Source organism: Cupriavidus sp. HE11 (assembly GCF_056097175.1).
Genome location: NZ_CP184465.1, coordinates 299,403 through 311,973, shown reverse-complemented (window position 1 = coordinate 311,973; position 12,571 = coordinate 299,403). Strand labels below are relative to the sequence as shown.

Below are 12,571 nucleotides of genomic sequence, written 5' to 3'. Positions count from 1 at the left end.
ACCATGAGCCACAAGATCGTGGCGCGCGGTGTCAAGATGGACTATGCCGTGCGCAATGAAGCAGGCCGCGCCGACAACGTGGCCGTGCTGCGCGACTTCGACCTCGATATCCGCGAGGGCGAGTTTCTTTCCATCCTGGGGCCGTCCGGCTGCGGCAAGTCCACCTTCCTGAGCATCCTGGCGGGCCTGACCGAGCGTACGGGCGGCGACATCGCCATCGACGGCCAGCCGTTGCGCGGCATCCACCCCGCCCAGGGCGTGGTCTTCCAGGGCTACGCGCTGTTCCCGTGGCGCACCGTGCTGCAGAACATCGAGGTGGGCCTGGAGATTCGCGGCGTGCCCAAGGCCAGGCGCCGTGTGATTGCCGAGGAATACCTGGAACTGGTTGGCCTGACCGGTTTCGGCCAGCGCTATCCGCACGAGATTTCGGGCGGGATGAAGCAGCGCGTGGCAATCGCCCGGTCGCTGGCCTACCAGCCCGAAGTGCTGCTGATGGACGAGCCGTTTGCGGCGCTGGATGCCCAGACCCGCGAAATCCTGCAGGGCGAGTTGCTGCGCATCTGGGAGCAGCGGCGCAAGACCATCGTGTTCATTACCCACAGCCTGGACGAGGCGATCTTCCTGTCCGACCGTATTGCGGTGATGACCCGGCGCCCGGGCACCATCAAGCAGATCATCGACGTGCCATTGCCACGCCCGCGCGCCGCCGAGGTGCGCAATTCCGAAGCCTTTATCCGGCTGCGCCAGCAGGCCTGGGACATCCTCAAGGACGAAGTGCAGTTTTCCAACCCGGCCGCCGTGCCGCGCCCGCTGGGCGCCACGGCCAACCCGGGCGAACGGCTGCAGGGCGAGCGCGCGCAGGTCGGGCAGCCGGCGGCTGTCGCGGAGAAAACGGCGGCCCCCGTGGCAAAGGCGGCATCATGAGCCGCGCCGCTTCGCTTTCGCGCCTGGGCGACCGGGCGCTTGGCCTGCTGGGTATCGTCGCCTTCCTGCTGATCTGGGAACTGGTGCCGCGCCTGCATATCGTCAGCGATGCCTACCTGAGCCCGCCGTCGCAGATCATCGTCACGATCTGGGACCTGGTCAGCAGCGGGGCGCTGTTCAAGCACCTGTTCGCCAGCCTGCAGCGGTCGCTGTACGGACTGCTGTCGGCCATCGTGCTGGGCGTGGTGCTGGGCCTGCTGATGGGGTGGTTCAGCCGCTTCGAGGCCATTGTCGACCCGATCCTGCAGTTGTTTCGACAGACCTCGGCCTTTGCGCTGTTCCCGGTGTTCATCCTGTTCCTGGGCATTGGCGAGACGTCCAAGGTAGCCATCATCTTCTGGGCATCGTTCTGGCCCGTGCTGCTGAGCACGATCAGTGGCGTCAAGCAGGTAGACCGGCTACTGATCGATTCCGCGCGTTCGATGGGGGCCAACCGCCTGTTCGTATTCCGCAAGGTGGTGTTGCCAGCAGCATCCCCGTCGATCTTTACCGGCGTGCGGCTCGCGGGTACCTACTGCATTACGGCGCTGGTGGCTGCCGAGATGATTGGCGCGCATTCCGGGCTGGGCTTCCTGACGCTGAATTCGCAGGAGGTGTTCCAGATCCCGACGATGTACGCGGGCATCCTGCTGCTGGCCTTGCTGGGCCTCGCGCTGAACTATGTGCTGGCGGTGGTGGAACGCCGGCTGACGCGCTGGCGCAAGGGGTTGACGCTCAATGGCTAGGTTGCGCCAATACCGCTGGCTGGCCGCGCTGCTGGCGCTGGCCGGCATCGCTGCGGCCTATGCCGTGACGCGGCCCGTGGCCCCCGGCCCCTGGCTGCAGGCGGTGCAGCAGCGCGGCACGCTGGTGGTGGGCGTCCGGCAGTATGCGCGCCCCGCGCCGCCCAAGGCGCCGACGCCGCCCGCACCCGACAACTTCGACGTCGCCATGGCGCGTTATGTGGCCGATCGCCTTGGCGTGACGCTGCAGATCACGGGGCTTCCCGGCGAGCCGGGATCGCCGGCATGGCAGGCCGCACAACGCCATGTCGATGTAGTGATCGCGGGTGCCAGCCCGGCCGCGGGTGGCGACGCGGTGGTGCCGGTCGCGTCGGCCTATGCCGTGGGCGACGGTTCGCTGCTGGTGCTGCGCGGCAGCCGCTATCAGCGGGCTGCCGACCTGCGCGGTCAGCCGGTCTGCGTGGGGCAGGGCAGTGCCTATGCCACACGCATTGCGCAGGACGTCCACGGTGTGCCAAAGGTCTATGCGTCATCCATTCGGGCGGCCACCGGCTTTCTGGCCGGCGAATGCCAGGCGCTTGCCGACGATGCGCCGGTGGTGGCGCGCCTGCTGACGCTGCAGGAATGGCGCTTCTATCGCAAGCTCGATGGCGACCTGCAGGCCGACACCCACGCTGCGCAGATCGGCCTGCATGCCGCCGATCCGCAATCCGCCGCCTGGTTCGAGCAGGCCGGCCGCGACTGGCGCCGCGACGGTGCCCTGCAGCGCGCCCGCGAACAGCGGGCCGGCGATGTGGCCTACGAGGCCAGCCAGTTGCAGGACGGCCTTGTCTGCCATTCCTGAACCCGCTGGCAGCTGGAAACTTCAGGCCCTCGCGTAGCGCGGGGCCGGCGCACTGTTCGACAGCACACCGGACATCGCACCGCGCGCCGCCTCATAGGCATTCCAGTGCTCGATGGCGTGCAGCGACGGGATGGTGATCAGTTCGCCATTGTCGAAGCCGACCAGCGCGGCATCGACCATATCGGTGGCCTGCATCACGATCGCCGGGTCCAGGTTTTCCACGGGTAGACCGCCGGTTTCCCAGAAATCGGTGGCCGTGGCGCCCGGCAGCACCGCCTGCACGCGCACGCCCCGGGCGCCCACTTCATGATGCAGCGACTGGCTGAGCGCGGTCACAAACGCCTTGCTGCCGCCATAGACGCCGTTCAGCACTTCCGGCGCGATGCCCACAATCGACGAGATATTGATGATCGCGCCCTTGCCGCGCGCCACGAAGCCCGGCACGGCCGCGTAGGTCAGGCGCGTCAGCGCGGTGACGTTCAGGTCGATCATGCGGGTCATCGCGTCGACGTCGCTGTCCAGCAGCGGCGTATGGGTGCCGACACCGGCGTTGTTGACCAGCAGCGTGATGCTGGCATCGGTGCGCAGCTTTTCCTCCACGCCGGCGAGCGAGGCGCGGTCGTTGAGATCGGCCGCAAACACTTCGACGGCCCGGCCCGTGTCATCGGTGATCCGGCGCGCCAGTGCGTCGAGCTTGGCGCGGTTGCGCGCCACGAGCACAAGGTCGTAGCCACGCCGTGCCAGGCGATCCGCGTAGATCGCGCCGATGCCCGACGATGCGCCGGTGACCAGTGCCGTGCCCAGGTGTTGTTGCTGCGTCATGATGCTTCTCCATTCGGTGCGGTTGGGATTGGGTTCGGATGCGCCGCATCCATGTGAAGCATCGTAGGCCGGATCACCGTTGGCCGAAATGACGTATATAGTCATGTTTCAGGACATCGAGCAAAAACGGAGTGGCAGCATGCACAGGGTGGGATTCCTGCTGATGGATGGCTTCCAGGTGATGGCGCTGGCGGCACAGAGCGTGTTCGAGTACGCCAATCTGGTGGCGGGAGAGCCGTTCTACCGGATCGAAAGCTACTCGGTGGCGGGCGGGGCGGTGCGCTCGTCGCTGGGCATGGCGGTCGACACGCGCGCCGTCAGTTCAAGGGCCACCGTGGATACGTGGATCCTGGCCGGGGCGGCAGACCCCGTCGCCACGCCCACGCCGCAGCCGGTGCTGGATGTCGTGCGCAAGGCCGCGCCACGGGCCCGCCGGGTGGCATCGATCTGTACCGGGGCATTTATCCTGGCCGAGGCAGGGCTGCTCGATGGCCGCCGCGCCACGACGCACTGGTTCTATGCGCGGGACATGCAACGTGCGCACCCGCAGATCCGCGTGGAGGACGATCGCATCCATATCGTCGACGGGCCGATCTGGACGTCGGCCGGCATGACGGCCGGGCTGGACCTTGCACTGGCGATGGTGGAGACCGATTTCGGGGCCGATGTCGCGCGGTCGGTGGCCCACAAGCTTGTGATGTACCAGCGCCGCTCCGGCGGCCAGTCGCAGCATTCCGAGTTGCTGGACCTGGCCCCGAAGTCAGACCGCATCCAGAGTGCGCTCGACTACGCACGCAAGAATCTGCACCAGCCGCTGACCGTGGAAGACCTGGCCGGCGCCGTTCACCTGAGCCCAAGGCAGTTCAGCCGCGTGTTCACGGCCGAAACGGGACAGTCACCGGCCAAGGCGGTGGAAAGCCTGCGCCTGGAGGCTGCACGGCTGATGATCGAGCAAAGCCGCCATCCACTGGACGTGGTGGCAAAGGAAACCGGATTCCGCGACCGCCGGCATCTGCGCGAGGCCTTTGTCCGGGGCTTCGGCATGCCGCCGCAGGCGGTGCGGAGAGAGGCGAGGGGATAGGTTGCGCCACCGTCCCGCTGCCGCGCACGCGAAAGCGCGGCGACAGGGGACTTCACTGCTTGCCGGATCAGCCGTCGATGCGGATCTGCACGCCGTTCGCAGAGTAGACCGGCGTGGCCTTGTAGCCATCCACGGCAACCGTGGCGAACTGGCCCTTGACGCTGCTGCCGGTGATCACGGCAATCGTGTCGCCTGCCTTGGGCGCAAAGCCGTCGACAAAGGCGATGTGCAGCGTGCCACCGGAGATGGTCGTCAGGCCCGCCACGGTCATGCGGCCCTGCCCATTGGGGCCAACGCGCAGATCGAGCGTGGTGTCGGCCAGCTGCGTGTACTTGCCGGCAATCGCCACGCTTTGCGGCGCATTGATGATGACGGAGCCCGCGCCCAGGTAGACATCGCCCGTGCCGAAGGCCTTGGCCGAGACCGCCTCGAGCGCGCCCCCTGCCACCTGCGTGCCGCCGGAATACGTATTGGCGCCGCCGAGCTTCAGGTTGCCGGTGCCGGACAGCGTGAACTTGCCGGCGCCCGCGATATCGTTGCGCCAGATGTCGTTGGCGCTGAAGCCGCCCTTGCCGGCATCCATCGACACCACGACGTTGCCGTTGAACGCGCCATAGCCGTCGCCAGCGGCGAACAGGTTCAGGCGTCCCCAGCCTTCCGCATCGTCCATGACCGGATAGCCCGAGGCAATCTCGGTGGTCTTCAGCACCACGCGACGCTGGTCTGCGCTCAGGTAGGGGAAGCGCGTTTCCAGCATCACTTCGGCGCCCTTGGGCACCACGGCGTCAGCCGTCGCCGAGCTGATCTGCGCAAAGCCGAACGTCATGCGCCGCAGGAAGTTGGCCTTGTTGGCGGCGTAGTCGGTAAAGCGGTCGTTGCTGGCGGTGCCCGACTGCGCGAAGGTGCGGAACGTGGCCGGCGTGGTGCCGGTGGCGGCCATCAGCGTGGCATGGGCCTGGGTATAGGCCGAAGTCTTCAGCGTGGCATTGGCCGGTGCATAGAGGTTGGCTGCGGCCGAGGCAATGCCGAGCATGCGGCCGCCGATCACGTCGAGCGGCGAATGCATGCCGGCAAGGATACGGTTTTCGCCCAGTTCCATGCCACGGCTCAGCATTTCCTGGAACCGTTCGGGGACCAGGTAGGCCATCACCACGGCATTGCGCAGCGCTTCGGCGGTGTGGCCGCTGATGAATCCGCCGTCGGTCGTGGGATCGGTACTGATGGCCGGCACCAGCGTCGGCGCCAGGACCACGCTCGAGCTCCAGCGGTACGGGCGGGCGTACTTGTAGAAGCGCTTGGCCGGCTCGGTCGACGCGTTGTCGCCCACCTTGTTGACCATCGTGATCACGTCGCCGAACGCCGCATTGGTGGCGCCCGCCACGCCGGTGTTGTTGCCGCCGTCGTCGTACTTGACCGTGGTGGCATCGGCCGGGATGCTGGTGATCGTGGTGGTCTGCTGGGCGGCGGCGCGCCATGCCGCCGTCAGCGGGCCCATGCCGTCCGTCACGCTGTAGTTCTTGCCACGACGGTCATCGTAGTACGCAGCCTCGGCCTGCGCAGCCGTGCGCTGCGTGGTGGCGTTGATGACGTACTGGATGTTCGCACTGTGCGCAGCGGCATTGGTCACCGAACCACCGGCCGTGCCGTCGTTCGGCAATCCGGTCCACGCGGACGCGGCGACAGCCGGGAAGGTTCCGTTGGCGGCGGCCGGTGCACCGGCGTCAACCAGGCGCGTCAGCGGTTCCCAGACATCGAGGAAACCCTTGACCAGACGTACGCCGGCATTGGTCTCGACGGTCACGTAGCGCGCGTCGCCGCGCTGGTTCGTGGCAATGTTGTCGACAAATGGCAGCACCGATGCCTGTACGGGGGCGCTGTCGACAAACCCAGGGTCGGCCGGCGGCGCCGGCACGGCCAGCGGCGTGGCAGTGGAGGCATTCTGATTGTTGTCGTCGCCGCCACCGCAGGCGCTGAGCAGGAGGGCAAGGCAAGCGACCGCAATGGCCGATGGAATCCCGGGCTGGGAAAGAGACATGAGAGGGTCCTCTGAAGAAAGACGGCAACCAGGCCGTCGAAAGAGGACGCAGTCTAGAGACGTCTCATGTCATATATGTGAAGCAATAACCACTGATGTCGACGAATCACTCGGTTTCCGTACAACACCGTGTCATATCCGCCGGCCATCGCCCTGCGCGGGCGACCGGGCCGGGCTGGTTCGCACCTAGCCCCAGTGCCGCACGCGGCCCGTGTCGACGTGCACGAAGTTCTCGGACTTGTAGAAGCCGACCCCGCCAACCTGCAGCGATTGCGCCGCGTCGCGCAGATCGGCCAGCCCTACGCCGGGCAGCCGGACATCGATAGCCATGCCGTCCATGTGCAGGCTGTGCCTGGCCACGCCGCCGCCACGCGTCTTGCGCAGGCGCTCGTTCGTGATCGGGCAGCGGTAGCCCGAAATCACCTGGAACGGTGCATCGCTGCCCACTTCACGGCGCAGTGCGAACAGCAGGCCGAACAGCTTCGGATCGATTTCACCGACCGTGCCCGAGTAGTGATCGCGCAAAAAGTGATTGAGCGACGTCTGCGCCTGCGGCAGCACCTGGTCGCCCATGGCGTAGACCAGCGACAGATGTTCGCCGGTATGGGTGTGCTCGAACGACAGGGATCTGGCGTCGGGACCCAGCGCCGCCAGGGCCGCGCGGGGCGCCAGCGTCGACAGGCCCGCGCCTACCGCGATGGCACCTGCACGATGAAAAAAACGGCGGCGCTGGTTGGAACTGGATTCAGGCATGGAAACTTTTACAACGGCGCGGCATTCAGGAAGGCCGTACGGCAGGCCTGGCACCGGTGCGCTGCCGCAGCGCCTGGTCCAGCAATTTGTCCTGTCCGTAAATGTCAGGCACGAAGTATACCCGCCCATCGGCACGCGCAATGGCTGTCCCATAGGCCAGCACCACGGGCACCGGCTGCTGTAGTGCAACGGTCTTCGACTTGCCCGCCGTCATTGCCTCACGAATACGCTCCGGGGTCCATTCGGGCATGCCCTGAAGCGTGAATTGCGCCAGCGCCACGGGATCTTCCACTCGGATGCAGCCGTGGCTGAAATCGCGCCGGCCGCGCTTGAACAGCTCGGGCGCGGGCGTATGGTGCAGATAGATGGCCTGGTTGTTCGGAAAGATGAACTTGATATCGCCGAGCGCGTTGAGCGGGCCGGGCCGCTGGCGAATGCGCGCCTGCCCGTTCAGCACCGCATCGACATTGGCCTGGCTGAACGTGGCGTTGGCCTGGTTGCCATACACGAACTCGAAGCCCTGCCGGGTGAAATAGCCCGGATCGCGCTGGGATTTGGGGATGACCTCCTTGCGCGCAATCGACGACGGCACGTTCCAGTACGGGCTGAACTCGATATAGCGCATATCCTCCTTGAACAGCGGCGTGCGCGTATCCAGCGCCTTGCCTACGATGACCTTCATCTCCAGCTTGATGTCGAGCTTGCCTTCGTCGTAGTCATAGGCGCGCAGCACGAACTCGGGCACGTTGACGACGATCATGCGCGGGCCTTCCGCCAGTGGCGTCCAGCGCAGGCGCTCCATCGTCAGCACGATCTGGTCGACGCGCGCGGCGGGCGTCACATTGAGCTGCGCCAGCGTACCCGCGCCGATCACGCCATCGGCATCCAGGGCATGACGCGCCTGAAACGCCTTGACGGCATCCACCAGCGCGCCCTCATAGCGCTGCGGCACCGGCGTGCCCGCCGGCAGGTCGCCCAGCGCTGCCAGCCGTTGGGCCAGCACCGGCAGACCACTGTAGGACTGCCCCGGCGTCAGTTTGCCGGCAGCGATGGCGGGCAGGGGGTTCTTCCAGTACGGCTCGGCCGCGAGCCTGCGGTATTTCGACAGCGCATCGCGCAGGGTGCCGTAGAGCGGGAACGACGGCGCGGCTTCGCGCATCGCGTCGGTCAGCCGGTTGGCGGCCATGGCGTTGCGCAGATAGCTTTCGGGATCGAACGGCGGCAGATTGCTGACCGAGAAATTGGCGTGGACCTTGCGCGGATCCACGCGTCCCCGGTGCAGATCGGACAGGTAGCGCTTCATGGCGCCCGTTAGCGCGCCGTCAAAGCGCTGCGCCGCGTCCGACGGGGCGGCCGGGTCGTCAACCAGTTGCGCCAGCGAGCGCTGCAGGCCATCGGCGTCGTAGTCGCGCGGGTCCAGACCATCGGCGCCGGCGCCACTCAATGCCTTGACGGCGGCTTGCGCCGCCTGCGACGGGCGCCCGTCGGCAAACCACAGCAGACCTTGCGGCGGCTGGGCCCACGCCGCCGTGGCGCTGCACAGCAGCCAGGCCGCCCCGGCACTGGCAAGGAAGGAGATTGGAGAACTGCAAACGGAACGGGCTCGCCCGGAAAACGGCGCGGGACCAGGTGAAAGGCGATGCGAACGCAAGGCCGTGGCGTTCGCCGTCGTGGCTGGCATGGCTGCAGGGGCAACTGTCATCGTATGAAGGTCGATAGCGTTTGTCCTTTGCGTATCGTATCCGAACATCGTGACGTATCCATCCCTTCACACATCTGAAAACAAAGTTTCTACTATTGCCAGGCGTTTGATGCAGGTCAATTAACAAGCCATGCCGCGAACTATGCTGTCTACAGCGACAACATCAATGCGGAGGTGGATCGATGTACGAACGGATTCTCGTGGCAATAGACGGCGGCCCGTCTTCGGAGTTGGCCATTTCACAGGCCGTGGGGCTGGCCAAGCATCTGGCGGCCGAAGTCAAGGTGCTGTTTGTGGTAGACGACAGCGAATTGTTCTTCGAGTACGCCCATATCGACCCCAGCCAGATCGTGGGCGGCATGATCGATGTGGGTCAAAAGGCCCTGGCTTCCGCCGCGCGCCGCTTCGAGAACGCCAACGTGCGCTGCCTGACCGAACTGGTCGAAAAGCCAGTGTCGCCTGGGAATATCTCCGGAACCATCGTCAGATGCGCCGATCATTGGCCAGCCGACCTGATCATCATGGGCACCCATGGCCGGCGCGGCATGCGGCGCGTAATCATGGGCAGTGTGTCGGAGGGCGTGATCTCGAAGTCCAACAAGCCGGTCCTGCTGATTCGCGGCGAGTCCGTGCATTGATGCAGCTGGTGCTACGGCAACGCGATACCACATGAATTCCGGGCGGCAAATGCCGCCTCGACGCGGGGTAGCACAAGCCGGAACCATGCCGTGAAAACCTCGGGCTTACGGGACATGCCACGGCCGATCTTGCCAGGCCGGCGCCAAGCGAAGCAGTCAGCCTCTTCGGGATTGACGCTTGGCGTTGCTTCGGAACGGCCGAAGAAGATATGTCCATACTCATGCTCGGCAAGCCCGCACGGCAACGCTGTCCGGTAGCTGAATTGAACACCTTCTCCTGGCTGCAACTGACCCCCATCTCGTCCTTGAAAAAAACAGGCGGCGTGGCTAGCGTTTCAACGATTCCTGCACGCTGAGCAGGTTCTGCGGCACCACCCGGATCAGCCCGCCACGCGGGCTGTCGATATCGGCGATCAGCGCCAGCGACAACGACACCGTCAGCGGCACCACCAGCAGCAGCACGATCTTTGTGCTTTCGGTACGCGCGCCGTAGCCCTGCATCAGGCTGCTGCAGAAGGCGATGATGATCATCAGCCCCCAGGCCGCCAGCGGTATGTGATTGCGCCAGGCAGCTTCCGTGTATCCCTGGGAGTTGATCACGTCGTTCATGCCTGCCACCACCAGCGCCGTGATCGGGTTCGGCGCCTCGCGGGCCGCGCCGCGCACCAGCTTCCACATCTCGTCTTCGATCTGCGATGTCTCGGTCTCGATGCGGTCGAGTTGCTGATGATCGCGGGTCTGGTAGTAGCGGATGCGCTGCTCCAGATAGCGCGCGAGCAACGCCTTGATCGCGTCCGAGTTCCGCTCGAGCAGTTCCGCGCGCAGGTATTCGGTGCCGACGGCGTTGGCTTCCTCTTCCTCCAGGTTCTTGCGCTGGTCGTACCGGCCAACCGCCATCGACAGTGTGAAGCCGATCAGCAGCGCCAGCAGCGTCAGCGTGGCCCCCTGGATGATGTTGAAGTCGTCCCGGCTGTCGCTGGCCAGCGGACGCATGCGGCGCATGACCAGCGCGCCAATGGCGGTGGCAATGCCCATCAACACCAACAGCAAGACAAACAGCAGGCCCGGATGGCCGACGAGCGGTCGCATGGCACCTCCCTGATCGGTGGTGGGGAAATGCTGCCCAAGCCCGGTCGGCGGATCAAGTGAAAGCTTCTTTTGGCTACTTAAACAGATTCGTCTGCCATGCCCCCATCGTTTCCCGGCGGCCCGGTTCTCGCGCCATGCCGATACCATCGTGATAACTTTTCTTATCGCAATAGTGGGATGACGATGCTAAACTTCATCGCATGAAAAACCGTCAGTCCCAGCCCTTTGCCTTTCCCGATGCCGACTCGCTTGCCGCGCTGCGTGCGTGGCACGCCGGCATGTCGACTCGGGTGGCCGTCACGCAGTACCTGGACGCCGACCGGGCGCACGGCCAGTCGTCGCGCGGCATCCTGGGCGGCATTCGGCGGCAGCTGGCCGCCTACGCGCGCTACCGGCGCCGCGAGGATCTGGCGGTCCTGTTCGAATTCGCGGCGGCGGATCGCCCGCGGCAGGGCAGGGCGGCCGATCAGGCCATCGAGACACTGCGCACGATGCCGCCGCCCGCACCGGCCATTGCCGACGACATCGACATGTGGCTGGCAGCATCCGCCGTCATCGCGCTGCGGGCGCAAGACATCCACACGCTGGCCGACCTGACCGTACGGATCCCTCGCCGCCGCCAGTGGTGGGCCACGATTCCCGGCCTGGGCGTCAATGGCGCGCGTCGGATCGAGGCGTTTTTTGCGGCATGGCCGGAGCTGACGGCCCGTGCTCGCGCGCTGATCGCCACCGAACCGCGCGGCGCCATCGTGCCGTGGGAGCAGATGGGGCGCCTGCCGCATGAGGTGGATGGCTCGCTGGGCCAGTTCCGTGCCCCGCGCGAAACCTGTTCGCTCAATGCCGACAACGACTACGCCGCCATTCAGGCCTGGCTGGGGCTGCACGAATCGCCGTCCACGCAGCGCGCCTATCGCAAGGAGGCCGAGCGGCTGATCCTCTGGGCGATCATCGAAAAGGGCAGGCCGCTGTCGTCGCTGACCACCGAGGATGCCACCGCGTACCGCAATTTCCTGCGCCAGCCCACGCCGCGCGAGCGCTGGGTGGGACCGGCGCGGCCACGCACCGCACCCGACTGGAAGCCGTTCACCGACGCGCTGTCGCCGCGCTCGGCCGCTTACACCCTGCAGGTGCTGGGGGCGCTGTTCCGCTGGCTGGTTCAGCAGCGCTATGTGCTGGCGAACCCGTTTGCGGGTCTGAAGGTGCGGGGCGGCGCCAAGACGGCCGCGCTTGATGTATCGCACGCGTTTTCGGAAGGCGAATGGATGCTGACCCGCAGCATCGCCGATGGGCTGGAATGGTCGTATGGCTGGGAAGCCCCGGCCGCGCAGCGGCTGCGCTTCATCCTTGACTTCACCTATGCCACCGGGCTGCGGGCGAGCGAACTGGTAGGCGCAACGCTGCGCAACATCGAGACCGATATCCATGGCGACCACTGGCTGCACCTGGTGGGCAAGGGCGCCAAGGCCGGCCGGGTGGCGCTGCCGCCGCTGGCCCGCAATGCGCTGGATCGCTACCTGGTGGAGCGGGGCCTGCCGGTGACGCGCGCGCAATGGGATCCGTCCACGCTGATTGTCGGCAATCTGGGCCCGGACGAAAGCGGCGGCATTACCGGCGCGCGGCTCTGGATGATCATCAAGCGATTCTTTGGTACTGCGGCCGACCAGCTGGACGCGGAGCGCCCGGCCACCGCCGAAAAGCTGCGGCGGGCCAGCCCGCACTGGCTGCGCCATACCCATGCCACGCATGCGCTGGCCCGCGGTGCGGAGCTGACCACAGTGCGCGACAACCTGCGCCATGCGTCGGTGTCGACCACGTCGCTGTACCTGCACGGCGACAGCGTCAAGCGCGCGCGCCAGATGGAGGATGCATTCGGCGGATAGCGGGAATGGATGGCGGCCGTC

General features: G+C 66.2%; 11 protein-coding genes. 6 read left to right on the top strand and 5 right to left on the bottom strand.

All coding sequences use genetic code 11. From position 1 onward, the window contains the following. The first annotated feature begins 3 nt into the window (after window positions 1–3). Genes ACOABP_RS18865 through ACOABP_RS18855 form a run of 3 tightly spaced genes read left to right on the top strand, consistent with a single transcriptional unit; the run spans window position 4 to window position 2,550 of the window. Window positions 4–924 (top strand): ABC transporter ATP-binding protein, encoded by a 921-nt coding sequence (locus ACOABP_RS18865; RefSeq protein ID WP_474229443.1) that lies wholly within the window; start codon window positions 4–6, stop codon window positions 922–924. Beyond that, the gene (locus ACOABP_RS18860) at window positions 921–1,709 is read left to right on the top strand and encodes an ABC transporter permease (RefSeq protein ID WP_066740127.1); all 789 of its coding nucleotides are present in this window, start codon (window positions 921–923) and stop codon (window positions 1,707–1,709) included. The genes ACOABP_RS18865 and ACOABP_RS18860 overlap by 4 nt, the downstream gene beginning before the upstream one ends. Continuing rightward, window positions 1,702–2,550, top strand: a complete 849-nt coding sequence (locus ACOABP_RS18855; protein ID WP_474229442.1) for a substrate-binding periplasmic protein — start codon at window positions 1,702–1,704, stop codon at window positions 2,548–2,550. Before ACOABP_RS18860 ends, ACOABP_RS18855 begins: the two co-directional genes overlap by 8 nt. 21 nt (window positions 2,551–2,571) lie before the next feature. Here the strand turns inward: ACOABP_RS18855 and ACOABP_RS18850 are convergent, their stop codons facing one another. Then, window positions 2,572–3,372: an SDR family NAD(P)-dependent oxidoreductase gene (locus ACOABP_RS18850; RefSeq protein ID WP_474229441.1), complete on the bottom strand. Its 801-nt coding sequence runs from the start codon at window positions 3,370–3,372 to the stop codon at window positions 2,572–2,574. A gap of 139 nt (window positions 3,373–3,511) precedes the next feature. Between ACOABP_RS18850 and ACOABP_RS18845 the strand changes: the two genes are divergently transcribed. Next, complete coding sequence (locus tag ACOABP_RS18845) at window positions 3,512–4,453, top strand: GlxA family transcriptional regulator (protein WP_474229439.1); 942 nt, start codon at window positions 3,512–3,514, stop codon at window positions 4,451–4,453. Window positions 4,454–4,520: 67 nt separating this feature from the next. Here the strand turns inward: ACOABP_RS18845 and ACOABP_RS18840 are convergent, their stop codons facing one another. From ACOABP_RS18840 to ACOABP_RS18830, 3 genes are all read right to left on the bottom strand, one after another. Then, window positions 4,521–6,488 carry an acid phosphatase gene (locus ACOABP_RS18840; protein WP_474229438.1) on the bottom strand — a complete coding sequence of 656 codons (1,968 nt, stop codon included), beginning with the start codon at window positions 6,486–6,488 and terminating at the stop codon, window positions 4,521–4,523. Between the two features lie 186 nt (window positions 6,489–6,674). Next, window positions 6,675–7,241: a YcbK family protein gene (locus ACOABP_RS18835; RefSeq protein WP_474229437.1), complete on the bottom strand. Its 567-nt coding sequence runs from the start codon at window positions 7,239–7,241 to the stop codon at window positions 6,675–6,677. 25 nt (window positions 7,242–7,266) lie between these two features. Further along, window positions 7,267–8,922: a L,D-transpeptidase family protein gene (locus ACOABP_RS18830; RefSeq protein ID WP_474229435.1), complete on the bottom strand. Its 1,656-nt coding sequence runs from the start codon at window positions 8,920–8,922 to the stop codon at window positions 7,267–7,269. A gap of 203 nt (window positions 8,923–9,125) precedes the next feature. Between ACOABP_RS18830 and ACOABP_RS18825 the strand changes: the two genes are divergently transcribed. Beyond that, entirely contained in the window at window positions 9,126–9,581 is a 456-nt protein-coding gene (locus tag ACOABP_RS18825; protein ID WP_474229434.1) for a universal stress protein, read from the top strand. A gap of 327 nt (window positions 9,582–9,908) precedes the next feature. On the opposite strand, the gene ACOABP_RS18820 is transcribed toward ACOABP_RS18825, so the two are convergent. Then, window positions 9,909–10,670 carry a bestrophin-like domain gene (locus ACOABP_RS18820; protein ID WP_474229432.1) on the bottom strand — a complete coding sequence of 254 codons (762 nt, stop codon included), beginning with the start codon at window positions 10,668–10,670 and terminating at the stop codon, window positions 9,909–9,911. Window positions 10,671–10,870: 200 nt separating this feature from the next. Between ACOABP_RS18820 and ACOABP_RS18815 the strand changes: the two genes are divergently transcribed. Next, window positions 10,871–12,550 carry a phage integrase family protein gene (locus ACOABP_RS18815; RefSeq protein ID WP_474229431.1) on the top strand — a complete coding sequence of 560 codons (1,680 nt, stop codon included), beginning with the start codon at window positions 10,871–10,873 and terminating at the stop codon, window positions 12,548–12,550. Window positions 12,551–12,571: the final 21 nt, after the last annotated feature.